16 protein-coding genes are annotated in these 22,331 nt (G+C 56.1%); 1 reads left to right on the top strand and 15 read right to left on the bottom strand.

The window, feature by feature from the left end:
* Nucleotides 1–119: 119 nt before the first annotated feature.
* From IEW06_RS17015 to kduD, 15 genes are all read right to left on the bottom strand, one after another.
* Complete coding sequence (locus tag IEW06_RS17015; protein WP_187731643.1) at nt 120–1,472, bottom strand: Gfo/Idh/MocA family oxidoreductase; 1,353 nt, start codon at nt 1,470–1,472, stop codon at nt 120–122.
* A gap of 41 nt (nt 1,473–1,513) precedes the next feature.
* Nucleotides 1,514–2,566: a class 1 fructose-bisphosphatase gene (gene fbp / locus IEW06_RS17020; RefSeq protein WP_188548629.1), complete on the bottom strand. Its 1,053-nt coding sequence runs from the start codon at nt 2,564–2,566 to the stop codon at nt 1,514–1,516.
* A 192-nt stretch (nt 2,567–2,758) separates the two neighbouring features.
* Nucleotides 2,759–3,232, bottom strand: a complete 474-nt coding sequence (locus IEW06_RS17025) for a nuclear transport factor 2 family protein (protein WP_223284477.1) — start codon at nt 3,230–3,232, stop codon at nt 2,759–2,761.
* Nucleotides 3,233–3,287: 55 nt separating this feature from the next.
* The gene (locus IEW06_RS17030) at nt 3,288–4,643 is read right to left on the bottom strand and encodes an MFS transporter (protein WP_229743155.1); all 1,356 of its coding nucleotides are present in this window, start codon (nt 4,641–4,643) and stop codon (nt 3,288–3,290) included.
* 78 nt (nt 4,644–4,721) lie between these two features.
* Entirely contained in the window at nt 4,722–5,378 is a 657-nt protein-coding gene (locus tag IEW06_RS17035) for a beta/alpha barrel domain-containing protein (protein ID WP_188548630.1), read from the bottom strand.
* A gap of 121 nt (nt 5,379–5,499) precedes the next feature.
* The gene (locus IEW06_RS17040) at nt 5,500–6,507 is read right to left on the bottom strand and encodes a sugar kinase (RefSeq protein WP_188548631.1); all 1,008 of its coding nucleotides are present in this window, start codon (nt 6,505–6,507) and stop codon (nt 5,500–5,502) included.
* A gap of 110 nt (nt 6,508–6,617) precedes the next feature.
* Complete coding sequence (gene uxaC, locus IEW06_RS17045) at nt 6,618–8,075, bottom strand: glucuronate isomerase (protein WP_188548632.1); 1,458 nt, start codon at nt 8,073–8,075, stop codon at nt 6,618–6,620.
* A 258-nt stretch (nt 8,076–8,333) separates the two neighbouring features.
* Complete coding sequence (locus IEW06_RS17050) at nt 8,334–9,989, bottom strand: UxaA family hydrolase (protein WP_187731642.1); 1,656 nt, start codon at nt 9,987–9,989, stop codon at nt 8,334–8,336.
* Complete coding sequence (locus IEW06_RS17055; RefSeq protein WP_187731641.1) at nt 9,986–11,515, bottom strand: tagaturonate reductase; 1,530 nt, start codon at nt 11,513–11,515, stop codon at nt 9,986–9,988. Before IEW06_RS17055 ends, IEW06_RS17050 begins: the two co-directional genes overlap by 4 nt.
* A gap of 10 nt (nt 11,516–11,525) precedes the next feature.
* Nucleotides 11,526–13,580 carry a pectate lyase gene (pelA, locus tag IEW06_RS20790; protein WP_223284475.1) on the bottom strand — a complete coding sequence of 685 codons (2,055 nt, stop codon included), beginning with the start codon at nt 13,578–13,580 and terminating at the stop codon, nt 11,526–11,528.
* A 27-nt stretch (nt 13,581–13,607) separates the two neighbouring features.
* Entirely contained in the window at nt 13,608–13,952 is a 345-nt protein-coding gene (locus IEW06_RS17070) for a cupin domain-containing protein (protein ID WP_187731640.1), read from the bottom strand.
* Nucleotides 13,953–13,962: 10 nt separating this feature from the next.
* Nucleotides 13,963–15,846, bottom strand: a complete 1,884-nt coding sequence (locus tag IEW06_RS17075; protein WP_187731639.1) for a RagB/SusD family nutrient uptake outer membrane protein — start codon at nt 15,844–15,846, stop codon at nt 13,963–13,965.
* A gap of 20 nt (nt 15,847–15,866) precedes the next feature.
* A complete protein-coding gene (locus IEW06_RS17080; RefSeq protein WP_187731638.1) occupies nt 15,867–19,139 on the bottom strand; it encodes a SusC/RagA family TonB-linked outer membrane protein in 3,273 nt (1,090 codons plus the stop codon).
* 34 nt (nt 19,140–19,173) lie between these two features.
* Nucleotides 19,174–19,992 (bottom strand): 5-dehydro-4-deoxy-D-glucuronate isomerase, encoded by an 819-nt coding sequence (kduI, locus tag IEW06_RS17085; protein ID WP_188548633.1) that lies wholly within the window; start codon nt 19,990–19,992, stop codon nt 19,174–19,176.
* Between the two features lie 129 nt (nt 19,993–20,121).
* Entirely contained in the window at nt 20,122–20,892 is a 771-nt protein-coding gene (gene kduD / locus IEW06_RS17090; protein WP_188548634.1) for a 2-dehydro-3-deoxy-D-gluconate 5-dehydrogenase KduD, read from the bottom strand.
* 320 nt (nt 20,893–21,212) lie between these two features.
* Between kduD and IEW06_RS17095 the strand changes: the two genes are divergently transcribed.
* Nucleotides 21,213–22,307: a LacI family DNA-binding transcriptional regulator gene (locus IEW06_RS17095; RefSeq protein WP_187731637.1), complete on the top strand. Its 1,095-nt coding sequence runs from the start codon at nt 21,213–21,215 to the stop codon at nt 22,305–22,307.
* The last annotated feature ends 24 nt before the right edge of the window (nt 22,308–22,331 follow it).

A 22,331-nucleotide genomic window follows, 5' to 3' on the forward strand; every position in this document is an offset into this window, starting at 1 on the left:
TAGGCAGTCATGCAGAGCGGCAGCGAAGCATCTTACTCGCGGTCGTCTAATTAGTAATCCAGCTAAACACGCGAGATGCTTCGCTGCCGCTCTGCATGACCGCCTAAGTTGGTTAAGCCCTATGCTTTAACAGCCACAGGCTTCAGGTTGGTAAGGTCAGCAATGCGCACGGGCTGGCCGCTGGCTATGCTTTTGCGGGCCGCCACGCCCACCAAGATAGCCATGGCGCCATCGCGGCTGCCGGCGGCCTGACGATACGTGTCGGCGGCTTCGGGGTGACGGAAAATCTGGGCCCGCAGGAGCTTGTCGCCGCCGCCGTGGCCTTCGGCCTGAGGAATCTGGAAGTACTCTACTTTGCCGAAGTTCCGGGAAAGCATAATCTCATCGTAGGGCTCCTTTTTCATCGCTCCCGACTCTTTTATCCAGGCGTCGATGCGGCCTTTGGTGCCGTTGAAGGCAATGCGGTAGCCCTCGTAGGGCGAATAAGCAGTAAGCGAATAGCTAACCTGCACACCGTTGGCGTAGCCGATAGTGGCGGCCATTTTATCGTAGATGTTCACGTCTTCCTTGAACACGCAGCCATCGCGGTGGTAACCGTCGTACTGCTCATTGGCCGCGTACAGAGCCATCAGGCGGGCATCTTTGGTCATGTCCCAGTAATAGGGGCATTTGTCTTTGTGCGGGCAGGGGCGGCAGTTGGTGAAGCGGAACGGGCCGTTTTTGCCATAGTTTTCCAGAGCGCCTTTCGCATACACCGTCTCGGGCTCCGACTCCAGCCACCAGTTGAGCAAGTCGAAATGGTGACTGGCCTTGTGCACCCACAGCGAACCGCTTTTCTCCGTCAGGCGGTGCCAGCGGCGGAAGTAGTCGGCGCCGTGGCGGTTGTCGAGGTACCAATGAAAATCGACGGACGTTACCGTGCCGATTTCGCCTTGCCGAATAAGGTCGTACATCTTCTGGCGGTGGGGCGAGTAGCGGTAGTTGAAGGTCACCGTCACTTTCTTGCCGGTCCGCTTTTCCGCGTCCAGAATAGCCTGGCACTTGGTTTCGTCGGTGGTCATGGGCTTCTCCGTCACGATATTGGCTCCCATTTCCATACCCTTGATAATGAACTCATCGTGAGTACTATCCACGGTAGTCACGATCAAGATTTCGGGCTTGGTTTTGCGCATCATCTGCTCGAAGTCCGTGAAGGTGGGGCAGTTGACGCCCATCATCTTTTTGGAGGTTTCGAGGCGGCCCTTGTTGCTGTCGCACAGACCCACAAACTCAATCACGTCGCCGTGCTCAGCCAGTAACTCTTTGCCCCACATGCCGGTGCCGCGGTGGCCGGTGCCCACCATGGCCACGCGGCGCTTGGCTTTTGGGGCGCCCAATACGCTGAATGGCAGCGGCGTAAGCAGGCCTGCCGTTGCTAGCATCGACTTTTGCAAAAATTCCCGACGGGAAGCATCGTTCTGAGTTGCATTCATAGCACTAACTATCAGAAGTTGAAGAGAGAGAATATCAATTCTTAAACGCTATGTAGATCTGTCGCGGCCTCGTAGGCCGGAGTCGTAACTGGCTCCATGTTGCCCGCTATCAGCTCGGCCACTAACTCGGGCGAGCCAATAAACAGCGGGGAGCGTTGGTGATAATCGGTAGGCTCAAGGTCAAGGATTGCTCGCTTTCCGCAGGAAGCCAAACCTCCGGCTTGCTCAATGATGAAGGCCAGCGGGTAGCCTTCGTACAGCAGGCGCAGCTTGCCTTGGGGGGCTTTTTTATTGGGCGGATACAAATAAATGCCCCCCGTAAACAGATTGCGATGGTAATCGGCAACGAGGGAGCCCACGTAGCGCCCGCTCATAGTGCGTCGCTTGCAGCTCATCAGGAATTTTTGCACGTACTCGGGGTACTCAAACCAGTAACCCTCGTTGCAAGAGAATACGGGGCCGGTAGCGGGGATGCGGATATTGGGATGGGAGAGAAAAAACTCACCCAACGACGACTCATACGTGAAGCCCGCCACGCCGTGCCCGGTAGTGTACACAAGCATGGTGCTGGAGCCATACAGAATGTAGCCGGCCGCCACCTGCTTACGTCCGCCCTGCAAAAAGTCGGCTGGTGTAGCTTCCGTGCCTATCGGCGACACCCGCCGATAAATACTAAACAGCGTGCCAATACTGATATTCACGTCGATGTTTGACGAGCCATCCAGTGGGTCGATGGCTACCACATAGCGGCCCTCAGTGTTGCCCGTATGAATGATATCCTCATTCTCCTCTGATAGTACCGCGCAGGCTTCCTTACCATTCGTCAAGGCCCGGATAAAGCGGATATTGGCCTCCACATCCAGTTTTTGCTGCTGCTCCCCCTGCACATTTTGCGCCCCAGCCGCGCCAATAATTGTCGTAAGTCCCGCTCGATTTACCTCACGGTTCACGATTTTTCCGGCTAAGGCAATATCGCGCAGCAGCTGCGACAACTCGCCGGTTGCATATGCAAACTCGGACTGATTGCGCATGATATACCGGTCCAGCGTGGTGCCAACGGGTTGGGCTAGGTTGTTTTCGTGAGCGGGATTCATAGAAGTAGGATAAATGGGAGCAGAGAATTTGTGACTAAAGGCCAGAAGATGAAAGGCAGTAAACAGCATCTTCTGACTAAGATGAAGCTATTTTATATTGCAGGAATTATGGAAAGACACAGCATTTTGTGTCTTTTTTGTGCGCCGTTGGGTATTATGCAACGGCCCAAAATATATTGTACTGCTTGTGGCCTAGCTCTTTGCCTCGGCCTGCTTTTGGGCCTGCCAAAGCACAACCTGCCAGCCTTTTTTGGGGTCTTTTATCTGAACTACCACGTACTTGATGCGGGCCAGATTAGGCTTCCCATCGGGGGTAGGCGGCGAGGTAATCAGAATGGTGCCGTTCACCACGGCCGTGAGCCCTTCGTTGTAGGCACGCACATTTATCGCCTCTACATCAATCTTATCATACACGCTTTTGCCGTCGCGAATACTTTGGATGTACGTGGCTTTGTTATCCTGTTTGCCGCTTCCGTGAGTGTAAACTAAGTCGTCACCAAAGTACTTCTCCAGCAGCGCATAATCTTTCTTCACCTGGGCCGCAAAGCGCTGGCGCTCTAACGCTTCCACTTCTTTAGCGGCATCCATATTCTTCCTGTTTTGGGCGAAGCTGAGCACCGGCAGCACCAACAATAGGAGCGCCAGGAGCAGAAAATGTTTTTGCATAACATGGGGGAGTTAGAGTGCGAAAGGACAGCGCAGCAGCGGAGGCATCAGCTACTTAGTCAAGGGAAATTTGCTTCATGCGCGGTGCCAGGAAGTGCATGAGCACCCAGGCCAGCAGATAAGCGCCGCCGCAAATCAGGAACATGATGAAGTAAGCAGTTTCCAGCTGGTTGATGCTCTCGTAGTACACGAACATCTGCTTCTGCACTAAAGCCGTCAGCAAAATGCCCCCCAGACCACCGGCCATACCGCCGATACCCGTAACCGAAGCCACAGCCCGCTTTGGAAACATATCTGATACGGTGGTGAAAATGTTGGCGCTCCACGCCTGATGAGCAGCGGCGGCAATACCAATTACCAGCACGGCCAGCCACATGTTAATCTGCCCGAGGTATTGGGCAAATACAATCGGGAACACGCACAGCGCAATCAGCAGCATGGATGTTTTGCGAGCCTTAAAAGCAGGCATTCCGTGCTTCATAAAGTTCAGCGGAATCCAGCCGCCACCCACGCTACCAATGCTCGACAAGATGTACACGGCCGCTACGGGAAAGGCCACGTCGGTGCCTTTCAAACCGTACTGCTTGTTCAGGAAGTCGGGCAGCCAGAAGAGGTAAAACCACCACACCGGGTCGGTGAGGAATTTGCCCAACACGAAAGCCCAGGTTTGACGGAAAGTCAGGAGCTTAAACCAGGAAACTTTGGGTTGCGTCGTAATCGAGGCCGCCGCCATATCGTCCACGTCGCTGTGGATGTAATCGAACTCGGCTTTGGTCAGGCGGGCCTGCTTAGCGGGCACTTCGTAGTAAATAAACCACAGAATCAGCCACACAAATCCAATGGCGCCCGTGATGATGAAAGCCCATTTCCAGCCTATGGTTTCGGCAATAAGCGGCACGGTGAGCGGGGCAATGATAGCGCCCACATTGGAGCCCGAATTGAAGATACCGGTAGCCAGGGCACGCTCCTTCTGCGGAAACCACTCGGCCGTGGTTTTGATAGCGGCCGGGAAGTTACCCGCCTCCGTTACGCCCAGAAAAGCGCGCGCCACACTGAAGCCGAAGGTGCTGCTGACAAAGGCGTGACCAATTGCGGCCAGGCTCCACAGAAAAGTAGATAACGCGTAACCGATCTTGGTGCCCAGCGCATCGATGATACGCCCCGCTACCAGCATGCCCAGCGAATAGGCCACTTTGAAGGCTATTTCGATGTTGGCGTAATCACCTGAGTTCCAGTTAAACTCCGTCTCCAGGTAGGGCTTGAGCAGCGAGATAACGGCCCGGTCGAGGTAGTTGACGGTGGTGGCGAAGAACACCAGCGCGCAGATGGTCCACCGGTACTTGCTCATCTTGTCGGATGCAGCAGCAAGTGGGGTGCCGGGCGGCGATTGAGTGGGAGAAGGTATCATCATCGATTGTGGGAATTGATAGCAAGGCAGAACTCGTACTCGTAAGCAAACCGATGACGACAGCGCGTCACCCAAAAGGCGCTACTTTTTCAAGGTCTCTACAAACTGTAGCAACTCAGCAATTTGCCGGCTTAGCGCGGCGGTATCGTCGGCATTTTTGAAGAGCTGAGAACCCATCCCGACCACGTTGACGCCGGCGCCAAACCACTCTTGCAGGCTTTCGGTGGTGGGCTCTACGCCGCCGGTCACCATCAGCTTCACGGCAGGCATCGGTCCGCGCAAGCTCTTGATATAGCCCGGTCCTACCACGTTGCCCGGAAACACCTTCACGAGCTTAGCGCCCAGCTGAGTGGCGTTGTAGATTTCGTTCAAAGTCATAGCACCCGGCAGCCAGGGCACATCGTGGTGCTGACACACCGCCGCCACGGGGGCCGTGGTTACGGGCTGCACCACAAAATCGGCGCCGGCGGCAATGAAGCGCTCGGCTTCTTCGGCCTGATAAATAGTGCCGATGCCCAGTAGCATATCCGGGCAGGTGTCGCGCACGAAAGCAACCAGCTCAGCGAAGACCTGGGGGGCTTTTTCGCCCCGATTTGTAAACTCAAATACCCTCAGTCCGCCATCGTAGCAAGCCTGCATAATACGCTTCGCGTAGGCTGCTTCGGCGTGGTAAAAAACCGGCACGATGGGGTGGCGCAGGACGGTTTCTAAAATATGATCAGAGGAAAAACGAGGCATCTTATTGATTTATAGGCTATTGTCTTGCTGAGGCACAAAGCATCTCGCGTGCTGATGTGAGGTTACTAATCTTACTAAACACGCGAGATGCTTTGTGCCTCAGCATGACATAATTGGGGTTCTACCGCACTAGGCGGCCAGTAGTATTTCCTTGTAGCACGTGCTCCACTTCGGCCACTGTCACCAAGTTTACATCGCCGTGAATGGTGTGCTTGAGAGCCGAGGCGACTACCGCGAAGTGCAGCGCTTCCTGGGGCGTAGCGTAGTTTAAAGTGCCATAAATAAAGCCCCCCAGAAACGCGTCGCCGCCCCCGATGCGGTCCACCACAGGCGTGATGTCGTAGTAAGGTGTTTCAGAGTAAGCGCCGTCAAACAACTGGCCCTTGATGCGCTCGTGGGAGGCACTTTGGGTTTTGCGACGGGTGCTGATTACTTGCTTGATTTGCGGAAAGCGCGTCATCAGCTGCTCGCTAATGGAAGCGAATTTATTGTCGGTTCCGGCGGCGGGCTTGATACCAAATAAATCGTCGGCGTCATTTTCGGAGCACACCACTACATCGCAGCCAGCTACGAGGTCGGGCATTACATTCTGAGCGCGCTGCCCGTACTGCCACAGGTTGCGGCGGTAGTTTACATCGGCCGATACAGTAAGGCCCATGCGCCGCGCTGCTTGTATTCCTTCGCTGATGGCTTGGGCTGCTGAGGCCGAAATGGCCGGCGTAATGCCCGTCCAATGCAGCCACTGGGCATTCTTCAGAATTTCATCCCAATCGAAGGCAGCTGGATCGAGGTTAGCGAAGGAGGAATCAGCGCGGTCGTACACCACTTTGCTGGCCCGCATGGATGCGCCTACTTCCAGGAAGTAGAGGCCAAGCCGCTTGCCGCTGTACACGGTGTGGCTCATGTCTACGCCGAGACGCTGGAAGCTTTGGGTGGCCGCCTGGCCTAGCTCGTTGGGCGGAAAGCAGGTGACGTGCGCGGCCGGTACACCCAGCCCCGCCAGCGCGGCGCCTACGTTAGCCTCACCGCCTCCGTACGTTGCCTCGAAGCTGTTAGCCTGCGTAAACCGATAGTGCAAAGGAGGCGAGAGCCGCAGCATAATCTCGCCGAAAGTGACAACTTGTTTCATCTGAATGTAAGGAATGCTGAGAGGGAAAGCGAAATCAATTCGCAGGTAAGCCCAAGTTCATCTTGCTCCTATCCATTTCGGACCAAGAGCAAGATGGACAATAAGAACAGCTATACCTTCATGTACTCACCTGACGTGGGTGCGGGCGCGGCCTGCGCTACGGCATCAAACCCGAAATACTGCTTGGCATTGTAGTAGCAAATGTTGCTAATAATGCCCCCCAGCAGCTCCATGTCGTCGGGCAGCTCGCCGTTTTCCACGTCGTTGCCAAACAGGTTGCAGAGCACGCGGCGGAAGTACTCGTGGCGCGGGTAAGAAAGGAAGCTGCGCGAGTCGGTGAGCATGCCCACAAACTGGCTGATCAGGCCCATGTTCGACAAAGCGTTAATCTGCTTTTCCATGCCGTCTTTCTGGTCCAGAAACCACCAGCCCGAGCCCCACTGTACCTTACCGGCCACGGTGCCATCCTGGAAGTTGCCAATCATGGTCGCCATCAGCTCGTTGTCGGCGGGGTTGAGGTTGTAAAGAATAGTTTTGGCCAACTGATCCGACGAATCCAGCCGGTCGAGGAAGGTGGAAAGCGCGCGGCCCTGGGGGAAGTCACCGATCGAATCCCAGCCCGTATCGGGGCCGAGCTGGCGCAGCATGCGGGCGTTGTTATTGCGCAACGCGCCCACGTGAAACTGCTGGGTCCAGCCGCGGGCGTGGTCCATGCGGGCCAGCTCCAGCAGCAGCTCCGACTTCAGCGCTTCGGTGTCTTCCAGACTTAGTTTTTGCCCCCCACGCACTTGCGCGAAGGCATTCGCCACTTGCTCCGCCGAGTAGTCGGAAGCGTACAGACGCTCCAAACCATGATCAGAAAGGCGGCAGCCCTGAGCGTGAAAGAAATCGTGACGACGACGCAGGGCTTCCAGCAAGTCGTCGTAGGTAGCAATGGTAATGTCGGCCGCCGCGCCCAGCTTATCCAGGTAGCTGTTGTAGGCCGTTACGTCTTCCGGCGACATGGCCTTATCGGGCCGGAAAGTAGGCAGGATTTGTACCCCGAACGGCTGGGCCGCAATGGCCTGATGATACTCCAGCGAGTCGGCCGGATCGTCGGTAGTGCACACGACTTTCACCTGCATTTTAAGCAGCAAATTTTTCACCGAATACTCCGGCGTGCGCAGCTTCTCGTTGCAGGCTTCGTAGATGCGGCGGGCGCTGTCCTTATTCAGCACTTCCGTAATGCCGAAGTAGCGCTGCAACTCCAGGTGCGTCCAGTGGTAGAGCGGATTGCGCACGGTTTGCGGCACCGTTTCGGCCCACTTCTCAAACTTTTCCCAATCAGACGCATCACCCGTTACGAAGCGCTCATCTACCCCGTTGGTGCGCATGGCGCGCCACTTATAATGGTCGCCGTACAGCCAGATTTGGGTAACGTTTTCGAACTGCCGATCCTCAGAAATCTGGTCGGGGGGCAAATGGCAATGGTAATCGATGATGGGCATTTGCTTCGCAAACTCATGGTAGAGATGCTGGGCAGTTTCTGTTTGCAGCAGGAAATCGTCGTTGAGAAAAGGCTTTTTCATAGTGCGTAGCTGATAAAGTAGCGTGCAAATTTCAGTTAGTGAACGAAGCTCCCCCCCTTGATAATGAGGGGATGCCGGGCCGAAGGCGCGGCTGGGGTGGTTGCGGTCGTTGTTTAGTTGAACGATGCGCGTGGGGGGCTTTTTTTAATACTTACTAAACAACTAAACAACATCAGCAACGAGGTCAACCACCCCAGCGGCGCCGTTGGCGCCGCGTCCCCTCCTCATCTGAGGAGGGGAGTTGGTCGTTCTGATTTCTTACAGCGAAACTCCGCGTTTCCACGGAATAAAGTCGGTTTGTCCGTGGCGTACAGCAGCAACTTCCTCGCCGCTGGCTACCCGAACTACATAATCCAGAATTCGCTCGGCAGCCTGCTCAATGGTTTCTTCGCCGTCGATGACTGTGCCGGTGTTCACATCGATAATATCAGGCATGCGCTTGGCCAGCGCCGTGTTGGTGGCAATCTTCACGACTGGGGCAATCGGGTTGCCGGTAGGCGTACCCAGGCCAGTGGTAAACAGCACTACGTTAGCGCCAGAGCCTACCTCGGCCGTGGTAGATTCCACGTCGTTGCCGGGCGTGCACAATAGGTTAAGGCCGGGCTTGGTCACGGGCTCGGGGTAGTCGAGCACGGCCACTACGGGCGAGCTTCCCCCCTTCCGCGCCGCACCCGCCGACTTCATAGCATCGGTTATCAACCCATCCCGAATGTTGCCGGGCGAAGGATTCATATCAAAGCCAGAGCCCACGGCAATAGCGGTGTCGCCGTACGCTTTCATCAGCTGGCTAAAGCGCTCAGCCGTAGCGTTATCCACCGAACGATTCACCAATTCCTGCTCAACGCCGCACAGTTCCGGAAACTCGGCCAGGATAACCGAGCCTCCCAGCGCCACTACCATATCCGACACGTAGCCCACAGCGGGGTTTGCCGAAATGCCAGAAAAGCCATCGGAACCGCCGCACTCCAAACCAATATTCAATTTGCTCAGCGGCGCCGGCTGACGTCGAATCTGGTTGGCCTGCATCAGGCCCGCAAACGTCTGGCGCAGCGCCGCGCTAATCATCGCTTCTTCCGTCCCGATTTTTTGCTGCTCCAAGATGAACAGCGGCTTATCGAAGTTGGGGCTACGCTTGTTGATTTCGTCCTGCAACATGCTCACCTGCGCGTTCTGGCATCCCAGACTCAGCACCGTAGCACCCGCAACGTTGGGATGCGTGATATAGCCGGCCAGCAGCCCACACAGCGTCTGCGCATCCTGGCGAATACCGCCGCAGCCGCCCTCGTGACTCAGAAACCGGATACCATCCACGTTCGGAAACAAACGATTCGGTCCCTGGGGGGCATTTTCGGAACTATGCAGATCGGTTTGCAGGATTTCTTCCACCGACTTGCCCGCCTGCATTAAGGAAATAAGGGCTTGCGTTTGAGGCTGGTAGCTCTTGCGGCGGGCGTAGCCCAGGTCATTTACCAAGGCTTCTTCCAGCACCTGTATATTGCGGTTTTCGCAGAATACCAGCGGGATAACCAGCCAGTAGTTGGCCGTGCCCACGCGCCCGTCGGAGCGGTGGTAGCCCATAAAGGTGCGATCCTGCCAGCGGCTTACGTCAGGAGCCGTCCAGGGGGCTTTTTCGTGCTGGTGCTCGTCGTAGCTGTCGGTGGCGTGCTGAATGTTGCTGGTCGTGAGCAAGCCGCCAGCCGGTATCGACTGGCGGACTTTGCCCACCAGCACACCGTACATGGTTATCAAATCGCCCGGCTCAAAGTCGCGGGTGGCCAGCTTGTGCTTGGCCGGAATCCGAGCCGTCGTCGTGATGGTCGTGCCATCCCACGGTACGGGCGTGCCTTCTGGCAAATCGGCCAGGGCCACCAGTACGTTATCGTCGGGATGAATTCGGGCTACCTGATGCTTCATTTGACTAAGGTGGCTTTTTTATTTAAATGCTTTGCTACAGTGGCCGCAACACCGGTTTCCAGCATTTGCTGCAAGTTGTCACTTACACGTTTGGCAAAGCCGGGTAACTGGCTGAGGTCGTGGCCCCAGAGCGCTTGATTTTGTAGAACAGTCGTTGTCAGATCGGCCGCAGATAAGTTGCGGGCCCACAGCTCAGCAAAGTATCCCGCCTGATCATCGTTAATCGGATACTCCGTGCCGTTGGCTGTACCGAACCACGTTTTGCCATCCTGCCTAGTGCCGCGCATGAACAGCAAGTAGGCCGCAAACCCCAGCGCTACATACTGCGGCGCCGTGTTGAACCGCTTATAATAATGCAGCAAGGTGGGCACGTTACGCATCTGCATTTTCATGGTGTACTGCATGGTAATGGCCAGCCACCGATGCTCGATGTAAGGATTCCGAAAGCGGTCCAGCACCTGCAAACCGAAGCGCTGACCTACTTTCTCGTCCACGGCATACGGAATGCCCGGCAGCAAATCACCCAGCATCAGATTGTGCACAAACGTGGCCACACAATCATTATCCATGCCCCCGCGCACCGTCTCGCAACCGCTCAAATAAGCTAGTCCGCAGCTCAGCGTGTGCGTGCCATTGAGCAAGCGCAGCTTCAGTTCCCGAAACAGGTTGATATCGGTGCGGATAACCACTCCCTGATCTGCCTGGTGGAAAGACAATATTTCTTTCACCCGCTCGTCGCCCTCAATGGCCCAAAGCAGATACACTTCCGCCATGGTCAGCAGCTCGTCCTCGTAGCCAAGCTGCGTAGTCAGTGCCTGCTGAGTCGCCGCATCAGGCTTACCGGGCACAATACGGTCCACCAGCGAATTGCAGCACTGATTGGCCGTTTCCAGCCACTCGATAAACTCGGGTTCGAGGCCATTGCGGTGAGCCAATTCCAAGAGAATAGCTTCCAGCTTGCTGCCGTTTTCCGGAATCAACTCAGTGGGTACGATGATCAGGCCTTTGCTTAGATCACCGTTAAAGGCCTGAAAGCGAGCATACAACACGGCCAGCAGCTTGCCCGGAAAAGAGTGCGGGGGCTCCTGCTGGATATCATCAGCCGTAAGCTGAATCCCGACTTCGGTGGTGTTGGAAATAACGACCTGCAAATCGGGATTAGCGGCGCATTTCAGCACTTCCGCCCACTGACTTTTAGCCGACAGCACCCGGCTGATGGACGCGCACAGCACGTTTTCCTCCACGGTACGGCCGTCTTCCACGCCCCGAATACCCAACGTATATAGGTTGTCCTGACGCTCGAAAGCTGTCATGTCGCCTCCGTCGGTAGACTTTACCACCACAATGCGGCCGTTAAAAATACCCTGGCGGTTGGCTTTGTCGATGAGGTAATCAGGCAGGCCGCGCAGCAGTACGCCGGTACCGAATTGCAGCACTTTTTCGGGCAGCTCCAGCAAAGCAGCAGTGGGTCGGAGCACGGGTGCCTCAGTTTCAGCTAAGGCTGTGGCGCGATTTAAATTCTTCATAATGCAATACTTATAATTTCGCTCCGGTGGTGTTGGCCCATTTCTGCTGCCACTTGGGGTATTCTTTGGCGAGCAATTTTGCCCCCCAGGTGCCTGCATAGGCATAGCCGGCACGCCGCTCGTTTTCAATTTCGGCGAGAGTGGCTTTTTTCACCCCGTCGCGGCCCACATAAATGGGCTTGTTGGTTTCCAAATCATAAAAGCGGGCCCAGATAACTGAGCCGGGCTCCGGTACAATCACGCGGTCTTTGCCAGTAGGCTCCTTCGGCGCGTCAATGAGCTTCACCGCGTAGCCCGACAGCTTCACAGCATCCAGCCAAGCCACGGCAGCTTCAATAGACTTTTTGATCTCAGGCGAAGGCTTATCTACGGCCATCAGAAACTCGACTATTTCCACGGTTTCCATGCCGCTGAGCGAGGCTAGCTCGAAGGCCCGGGCTTTTGCCGGCAGCAGAGTTTTCTCGTCGTGCTGGGCACACCAGGCGGTGAGCTTGCCATTCTGCACATATTGGGTTTTGAGGATGCAGTCGATGCCGCGCGTTACGGCTGCTTGGGCCTGCGGTATCAGGGCCGAATTCACGATGGCGAAGTTGCCTTTCTGCTGGGCTACATCCCGCAGCAACACCAGCACCCGAATCATGGCGTTGTCGTTGTAGGTGATGTAGTGCCGATAGTTGCTCATATCGGGGTAGAACTGCGGAAATCCCCCATTCGGGTACTGCATCTTCAGCAGGTACTGAATGCCTTTCTGAGCCGCACTCCGATATGCCTGATTGTTGGTTTTCTTGAATGCCTCCATCAGATACTTAATCTCCCGCGTGGTGGCATCGTTGTCGATGGTAGCGTCATTACGATTGGCATCATCGAGCGTAGCGGCTTTTTTAGCAGCGCTGAGCGGCTTACTGTAATCTACTTTCACGTCGCCTACGGCCTTGGGCCAGCCGCCTACACTGCGCTGGTACACCAGCATCTTCTCGGCGATGGTGTCGATGGCAGCGGGAGCCGTAGAGGCCGTAATGGCCGGCGATTTACGGTCGGGGTTCCAACGGCCACCGAAAGTCCAGTTAGCCGTAATGGCGCGCACCTGGGGGGCATTTTCTGCTGTATTTAGGTTGTCCTTGTGCCAGGCGTAGTCGCCGCCTTCGCGGTGGCAGTTCGCATAGTACACACGCCGACCCCAATTGGGTGTACCCGGCCCGGAAGGCGAATGGTAGATGTCGGCATCGGCCATGTTCTTGGGGAACTTGCAGTCGATCAGATAGAACTGCGACTCGCGGTGGTAGCGCCCCAGTTTGAAGTTGTCGTCGCCCTCAAAAGTGCAGTTCTTCAGCACCGTTTTGGAGTCGCGGTTGCCCGAGCCATCGTGCCAGATAGCGGCCGACATATTGTGGCAGATAAAGCGGCTGTTTTCGATGTAAGCCCAGCCCCGCGGACAGTAGAAATCGACGCCACCTTCCAGGGTGCAATTCTGAAAATAGAACATGCCGCCTTCGGTGTCCCAGGGGCTAACCGTGTCGCCACCCAGAGCGCGGAAAGTGCAGTGCCGCACCGTGATGCGGGTAGCTCCCCCGAAGGTGCGCATGGCCATCTGATGACCATCTTTTTGCACCACTTTCTTGCCGCTCGGATCAGCCGGGCAGTCAATCGTCGTCTCACCCTTCGCATCGAAGCCGTAGCTGTTGATGAAAGTCAGATTTTCGAGCGTGATATCGGGCGAGTTACGCATGTTCAGCGTTGCCACGCCCCAATCGTCAGCGCCCTTTACAGGGTCGCAACGCCAGGCGTCGCGAGCCTGCGAAATGGTGATTATAGTACCCTTTTCGCTTTGGCCTTTGAGCGTAATATTGCTCTTGCCGTCGATGAAAAGCTTCTCGCGATACGTACCGTTTTTAATCAGAATTACCCGCGGCTTCGACGCCTCATTTGGTAGGCTATTGATGGCCTCCTGAATGGTGCGAAACTTCCCCGAGCCGTTCTGGGCCACCACGATCTGCTGGGCCTGACTGGGGGACAAAAAGCCCCCCAGCAGCAGTAGCAGCACTAGGGAGTGAAAGAATTGTTTCATGAACAAGGTGTCAGTACCTGAGCGGCATTACACAAAATCCTCCCGCATGGGGCTGAAGGCATCCACCAATTTTCCTGCTTCTTCGCACACCACGCCGTGCCATACATAAGAAGGGGCGTAGAAAGCATCACCGGCGCGCAGCGTGCGCTCCTCCTCTCCCACCGTGCACCGAAATACGCCGCTTTCCACGTAGGTCATCTGCGTGTGCATATGGTGGTGAAGCGCCCCCACGGCGCCCGCCTCGAAGCTCACGCGCACCAGCATCAAGCCAGGCTCGTAGGTGAGAATCTGCCGGCTTACTCCCTCTCCGACCGTCTCCCAGGGAAGACGGTCGGATTCGAAGAAAGTGCCTGACGTGGGTGTAGTTGCCATCAGTAAGCGGCTAGTAACCGAAGTTCTGAACCAGCTTGTTATCTGCCGCAATAGTAGCCTGCGGAATGGGTAACAACTCTCTACCGGCGTTAGGCACGTATTCGGCGGCTAAACCAGTACCCAGGCTGACGGCAGTGGTAGTGCCAAGTGTGAAGGAAGTACCCAGAGGCTTAGTATTGGCAATGTACGCCGCGTCAATTGCCTGACGCCAGTTCACCCGTACTGTACCCGTAGGAGCAGTATTTAGAGTAGGTGATGGACGATAGAACGAGCGCGTCCACTGTACGCTGCTGCCTACAGTAGTTGGTGTGCGGAAGTACATATACTGCGGCACGTTCTGGTAAGGTGCTTGGCCTCTGGCTAGCTTCTCCAGATTGGCCTTCACTTCGGCCATTTTCGCGCTGAACAGATTCCAGCGGATCAGGTCGTATTTGCGAATAGCTTCGCTGCCGAACTCCAGATATCGCTCGTTTGCTATAGCATTGAAAAAATCTGATTTACTGGTCAGCCTGAACCCGCCCTGCGCGAGCGTGGCCTCAGCCCGGGAACGGTTACCACCGAAAGCGCGAGTCCGGACGCGTAGCATGGCTTCCCGTGCATTGGCAGTGGGGCCTTCGAGCTCATTTTCTGTTTCCGCGAACATCAGCAACACATCGGCAAACCGAATGACGGGCCAGTTGTAGCCTAAGTAGTTGCTTGCGCCCGTGAGCAGCGGGGTGCGCCAGTCGCGGCGGAATTTGCCGTCTGCTATCACGTTCAGAGCCACGCCCGTAAAGAACGTGCTGTTATTCGCCATACCGTAGGTGGTAATGGTTACGTCGCGCCGCGTATCTGTGGAGTCGAAAGCGTAGAAGTAAGTGGGCACCACGTTTACACCTCCCTGGGTAGAGCCATAAATGCTGGAAGCATTTTGCAAACGGGGTCCATTATAGTAGCCCAGTTTGCTGTCCGACGCGGCTGTTGAGCCTGTCATTCCCACCTGAAACATAATTTCATTAGCACTTTCGTATTGCAGCTGATTAATGCTCTTGAATAGTCCTTCGAAGCTAGGATTCAACGAATGCTCGGCGGGCCGCGCCATTATCTCGCTGCATTCTTGTCGTGCAATGCGGTAATAGTCAAGGTAGTCGGCGGGGCGCTCCATTGCACCAGTGGTGGGGTTAGGGCTATAGCCGCCCCGGAACAGGGCAATACGGGCACGCAGAGCTTTCACAGCTCCTTTGGTTATCCGCTCGCTAGCCACCCCAGCAGCGGAGCGCCATGGCACTAGCTTCTGCGCCAGCGCCAGGTCTTCAATCAGTTTGGCCAGCGTGGCCTGACGGTCGGCGTTGGGCAGCAGAAAATCCTGGCCCGATACCGATGGTGTAAACTGGGCCGGCACGTCGCCCCAGTGGCGCACCAGGTCGAAATAGTACTGAGCCCGCAAGGTAAGTGCCTCGCCGTGCAGCCGGTGCATGGCCGCCGTGTCGGCGGGGGTACCGCCGTTGTAAAGAGGCGACAAAGGAATTTGCTGAATACAGATATTGGATCGCTCCACGCCCTGGTAGAGAGTATTCCAGGGATTGGTTAAGTCGCTGTTCGTTGCCAGCGCTTTGTAGCGCGCGATGCCCCGGCGGCCGCCATCCGTTGCCGGGCCCGGTGAGCTGATCATTTCGTCGCTATCATAAGGGAAATACATGCTTATGCGCTGTCCGTAGCTATTATCTCCCGACAGTGGATCATAAGCCCCGATAACGGCCGCCGTGGCGCCTGCTACGGTACTGAAAGTATATTCGGTTGTATTGAGCGCAATGGGTTCTACGTCGAGGTAGTCTTTGCAAGACGTTACCATCCCGGCGGTACCGACTAGCGCACTAGCGGCTAGTGCAGCCCGGAAAAAAACAGAGGGTTTCATATCGAGTAACGGATAAAGAATTACAAAGAAAGATTCACCCCAAACATGAAGGCGCGGCTGCGTGGGTAAGCAGCGTAATCAACACCGGGCGTGAGCGGTGTACTGCGGCGCGTGTTCACCTCCGGGTCGTAGCCCGAGTATTTGGTGAAGGTGTATAGGTTGTTGAGCGTCACGTAGAAACGCAACTGCTGGACTTTAGCCCGTTCAGTTAGCGCTTTGGGCAGAGTATAGCCTACGGTTACGTTATTCACGCGCAGGAACGAACCATTTTCCACCGCCCACGAATGCAGGAAGTAGCTGGATGTGGGCCGCCAGATATTAGCGTCCTGGTTGATTTCGCTTAGCCGCTCTGCCGACGTGATGAACGTACCGTCGGTTTCGGTGATACGGTAGCGCGAGTTCATGTCGTCGAGCACGTTGCTAAATACCGTATTCGCTGTGTTCGTAGTAAACTCAATCTTGTTGGCATTGTACACATCGTTGCCCAACACGAAGTTCAGGAATACGCTGGCGTCGAAGTTCTTATAAGTGAACTGCTGGTTTAAGCCACCTACCATTTTGGGGTTGGCATTGCCGATAACTACTTGGTCTTCCTCATTGATTACACCGTCGCCGTTCTGATCTTTCAACCTCAGTAAGCCCGGCTGCGCTGCCAAGCCATCAGGTGTGCCTGAAGTCAATAAGCCAGGGCGATCGGTTCGTAAAACCCACCGCTGAGCGGCTGGGTTGGCCGGATTGTAGCTCTGGAAATCATCAGCTGTGTAATAACCATCAGTTACGTAGCCAAACATCTGACCCACTGGCTGGCCAACTCTAGCCACGTAATCGCGACTGAGCGTAGCTGCGCTTCCCGCCCAACCGGAGCTGATGGCCGGTAATTCATCAAGACCCTCACCCAAGCTCTCGATACGGCCCCGGTTGAACGAGGAGTTCGCCGTTGCCGTCCAGGTGAAGGCATCATTAGTAATAATGGTGCCGGTCAGTTGCAGCTCCAGGCCGCGGTTGGAAGTAGACCCGATGTTCTGGGTTTGGCTAGTGTAGCCCAGAAACGCCGGAATGGTACGGTTGATCAGCAGATCGCTGGTAGTATTGTAATAAGCATCGGCGGTGAACTGCACCCGGTTATCAAGCAGGGCCAGATCAACCCCGATGTTGCGCGATGTGGTAGACTCCCACTTCAGGTTGGGGTTTGCCAGCGAAGTGGCAGCTGAACCCAGCACGATGGAGTTGTTGATAGAATAAGGAGCGCTGCCGGCTGAGAAGAGCTGCTCACCTAAGAAGTCCGCAATGCGGTTGTTTCCAGCCTTGCCGTAGCTCAAGCGCAGTTTTAGGTCCGAAACGGCTTCTATATCCTGGAAAAAGCTCTCGCGCGAGATACGCCAGGCTAGCGAAGCACCGGGGAAATAGCCCCAGCGGTTGCCTGGCCGGTACTTCGATGAGCCATCTGCCCGGAAGGTACCCGTAAACAGATATCGGTCGTCGTAAGAGTATGTGACGCGGCCAAACCCTGAAAGGAGACGATAATCTTGTGGAATACTGGTTTGTGGCAACACTGGCTGCGACGTCTGGCCAGCGGGCAGCACGCCCTGGTTTATGTTAGCCAAAGCCCGCTCAGCCGTGATATCCAGCGGCAGGAAGTTGGTTTGGATGTACTGCTGGGTGTTGCGCTGCTGGTAAATTTCTTGGCCAACCAACACCCCTACTGAGTGCAGGTCTTTTTTGAAATTGTAGTCCAACACGTTGGAGTTATTGAACGTGTTTTGCACGCCGGTAGTGATAGAAGCGGTTGGCAGCTGCTGGTAGTTGCCGGCGGGCTGCCGCAGCAGCGGTGAGAAACGACCATTAAAGGTGCCGAGGTTGGCATTCGTGATATCGAAACCAGCCGTAGTTCGGAACGTCAGATTCTCGACGATTTTCAAAGCCGCATTAGCGCTTATGTTGAATGTTTGGCGCTTATCACGACGGTATTCACTGTCTATAGCCACAATTGGGCTCACCAGCGAAGAAATGGCGAGGAACTCATCATCGAAGGTGTTCGGATCGAGCACCGCGCCGGATGCTCTGGGCACCGACAGGGGCTGATACTGCACCGTGTTGCGCAGCCGCGATGTGGTATTGGAACCCGTAGTGGAAGTACCGGCCCCGTCGGTGGTTTGGTCATTGAAACGTACGTTCAACCCCACTTGCAGCCGCTCACTTGCTTTGGTATCAAAGCGGAAGTTGACGAGTTTACGGTCATAATCGGAGCCGCGCTGAATACCATCCTCCAGGTTGCGCGTCAGACTTAATGAGTAGGTGGTGCCTTTCACACCCCCGGCCACCGATACGTTGTGGGTTTGCTGAAACGCGTCGCTGCCGAAGGTTTCATCCTGCCAGTCGATGAACGGAGCACTACGAGCCCGTTGCAGCGTATCGCTGTTGAAGTTGCTGCTCCCGAAGAGGGAGCGGAAAGAAGGCAAACCGCCCGTACCAGAGCCCGCTATTTGGGCGCGCTCGAATTGGTAGTCTAAGTATTGCTCGGGGTTGAGCACCCCTAGTTTATTGGCAAGGCGCCGGACACCAGCAAATCCGTTGTAGCTGATTACAGTACGGCCCTCAATTCCTTTCTTAGTGGTAATAATTACTACCCCGTTAGCACCGCGTGCGCCATAGATGGCCGTAGCCGAAGCATCTTTCAGCACGTCAACGGAAGCAATATCCTGGGGGGCAATTACGCTCAGCGCATTTTCAATTTGCACCCCGTCCACTACATATAGCGGCGAGTTGTCTTGCGTGATGGAGCCACCGCCCCGTACCCGCACCTGCACGTTCTGGTTGCCGGGAGTACCCTCGGCGCTGGTCAGCTGCACACCCGCCAAGCGACCAGTCAAGGCCTCTGCGGCCGAGTTGACGGGAATATCCTTGATTTGCTGGGCACTTACCGACGACACCGAGCCGGTCACGTCGCGGCGGTTTACTTCCTGGTAGCCAATTACTACTACATCGTTCAGCTGCTGCGTATCTTCCTTCAGCGTTACGTTCACCGCTTCGCGGGTGCCCACGGCTACGTCCTGGGAGAGGTAGCCAATGGAGCTGACGGTCAGAGTCACGTCCTGGTCGGCGGGTACGGTCAGCGTGAAGCGGCCTTCCGGATCAGTAGAGGCGCCATTGGTCGTGCCTTTCACGAGCACGGTTACGCCGGGCAAGGCCTCGGTTGCCGACCGCACCACGCCCGTAATGGTTCGCTGGGCCTGCGCGTAAGCCCCTGTCACCGCACCCAGCAGCAGACAGAAGAGGAATAGATATTTTTTCATTGTGGGAATGGGAATGGTGGGTTTTACTTTTTACTTACCGTAAATCATGAATGCCAACAGCGTCCATGTCGGTGTATTCCAGGTTTTCGCCGGCCATGCCCCAAATGAAGGCATAGGCGCTGGTGCCGCAGCCCGTGTGCACCGACCAAGGGGGCGAGATGATAGCCTGCTCGTTGCTCACCCACAGCGGCCGGGTCTGGTTGGGCTCGCCCATCAGGTGCAGCACCCGCTGGTTGGGGGGCAAATTGAAATACAGATAGGCCTCCATGCGCCGGTCGTGTGTGTGCGCGGGCATGGTGTTCCACACGTTGCCGGGCTTGAGCTGGGTGAGGCCCATCACGAGCTGGCAGCTCTGAATGCCTTCGTTGTAGATGTACTTGTAAATGGTGCGCTCGTTAGCCGTTTCCATGGCCCCCATTTCTACCGGAGTAGCTTCGGCTTGCGTGCGCAGCGTGGTTGGGTGCGTGGCGTGGGCTGGCGCGGAGAGCAGATAGTAGCGGGCCTCCTGGCCGCTGAACATAATGGTTTGCGCCCCCTTACCGACATATAGGCAGTCTTGGTTGCCTAGCTCGTAGCTGGTGCCATCCACGGTTACCTGACCCGCGCCGCCCACATTGAGGATTCCCAGTTCGCGGCGCTCCAGAAAGTAGTTCGCTTTCAGGTTCGCGGGGTTGGGCAAGGTCAACGTCTGGCCGGCGGGAACCGCGCCCCCTACAATCATGCGGTCGTAGTGGGAATACACGAGTTCAATCTGACCTTCGACAAAGAGCTGTTCGATCAGGAACTGCTCGCGGAGCTGGTCGGTGGTCAGGGTAACGGTTTCGCGGGGGCTGCTGGCGTGGCGCTGGATCATAAGGTGAATTAGTGAAGTGGTGAAATGGTGAAGCGGTAAGGTAGTGGAATGGTGAGGTGGTGAGGTTCCTTGTACTACTGCTTCAGCCGAACGACAAACTCACCATTTCACCACTTCACAATTTCACCTTTACCTGCCCATCCAGCCGCCATCGACGGTGAGGATGGTGCCGTGCACGTAGTTGCCGGCCTCGGAGGCCAGGAAAACGGTGGGTCCTTTAAAGTCCTCGGGCGTTCCCCAGCGGCCGGCGGGAATGCGGCCCAGAATGCTTTGGCTCCGTTCGGGGTCGTTGCGTAGGGCCTCCGTATTATCGGTGGCGATGTAGCCGGGGGCAATGGCGTTTACATTCACACCTTTGCCAGCCCATTCATTGGCCAGGGCTTTCACTAAGGAGCCGATAGCACCTTTGCTGGCCGCGTAGCCGGGCACATTGATACCGCCCTGAAACGTCAAGAGCGAAGCCGTGAAGATGATTTTGCCGCTGCCCTGCCGCAACATTTGCCCCCCAATAGCGCGAGCGAGGCGAAAAGGCGAGTCGAGGTTGATAGCCAGGACGTTGTCCCAGTCGGCATCGGAGTGCTCGGCGGCGGGGGCGCGGCGGATGGTGCCGGCGTTGTTGATCAGGATATCGATGCGGGGGAAGTCCTGCTGCACCTGCTGAATAAAGGCATCGACCTGGGGGCGCTGGCTGAAGTCGGCCTGGTAGGCCGTGAACTTGCGGCCCAAGGCCCGCACCTGCCGTTCCGTCTCACTTCCGCTGGCTTCGAGTGAGGCCGACACGCCGATAATATCGGCACCGGCTTCAGCCAGTCCGAGGGCCATTGCCTGCCCAATACCGCGGTTACAACCCGTTACCAAGGCCACTTTGCCAGCCAAGCTGAAGAGAGAAGATGCACTCATGCAGGTGTTGTTGTTATAAACTTTTCAAAGAAATTCAGTGTACTTTTAAGACACTGATCAAATTATTCGCTCTGTTAATATCATATCAAGTGATGCTTAACAGGAAGTATAACCCGGTTTTTATTCGCGCAAACGTTATCGGGAACGTTGCCACAAAGCCGACTCTCCCCGGTCCCGACTAGGATTTGCGCTGAAAACAAGTGGATATTTCTGCTGCCAAGGTGCTACAAGCAGTGGCGGCACGCTTATGGTTCTTGAACTTTAGTCAGTTTTGCCCCCTCACGACGCTCCTTACTCCTCTCCCTTACACTGCTACTTTCTTGGAAACATTCACCATTAAGGATATTGCCCGCGAACTGAACATCTCCACCTCCACTGTTTCGCGAGCCTTGCGCGGCAGCTACGAAATCAACCCCGAAACCAAGCGGCTGGTGATGGAATGCGCCGAGCGCCTCAACTATCGTCCTAATCCGATAGCGCTGAGCCTGAAAGGTAGCGGCACCCGCGCCATTGGCGTTATTGTTCCCCAGATTGCCAACTACTTTTTCTCTCAAGCTATCAATGGCATTGAGGCCATTGCCTACAACCGCGGCTACCACGTTATCATTTTCCAGAGCCACGAGTCCTACGAGCGGGAAGTGGCTAACGTAGAGCAGGCTATGTCGCGGCGCGTGGATGGCTTGCTGCTGTCCTTATCAAGCGAGACTTCCGATGTTACTTACCTGCGCGAGCTGCACGATAAGGGCGTTCCTATCGTACTTTTCGACCGGGTTTCGTCGGAGCTGGAAGTAACCAAAGTGGTAGCCGACAACTTTAAGGGCGCTTTTGCTGCCACCGAGCATCTGATTCAATCGGGGCGGCGGCGCATTGCTCATCTTACCATTCAGCCTTGGCTCAGCATTACGCAGGAGCGCCTGGCCGGCTACCGGGCGGCCCTGGAAAAGTACGGCCTGACTTACGATGAAAACTTGGTGCGCTACGGCACCTTCGGGCCCAATGAAGTAGGCCCCATGGTCGATGAGCTAATGGCGCTGCCCGTCGCGCCCGACGCCTTTTTTACCGCCAGCGACCGGCTGGCCGTGGGCTGCCTCACGGCCCTGCGCCAGCGCAACCTCACCATTCCCGACGATGTCTCGCTTATTGGCTTCACCAATTTGAACGTAGCCGAGCTCTTGTCGCCTTCGCTAAGCACCGTAGTTCAGCCGGCCCAGGAAATCGGGCAGGTGGCGGCCGAGCGCCTCATCGATTTGATTGAGCGCAAGCACCGCGCGCAGCCCGTAGGCACCGTGCGTATTGCCACCGAGCTCATCGCACGCGACTCTACGCGGCTACCAGAGCATATCATGGCGCGCTTAGCGACGGCATCACCCGAGGATCAGAAGTCAAAGCCGCGTGATTTCGTGCTGTCTATTTAAGGGCAAATCGTTCAACCGATGACG

This window comes from Hymenobacter qilianensis, from assembly GCF_014638675.1.
In the GTDB taxonomy this organism is placed as follows: Bacteria; Bacteroidota; Bacteroidia; order Cytophagales; family Hymenobacteraceae; genus Hymenobacter; species Hymenobacter qilianensis.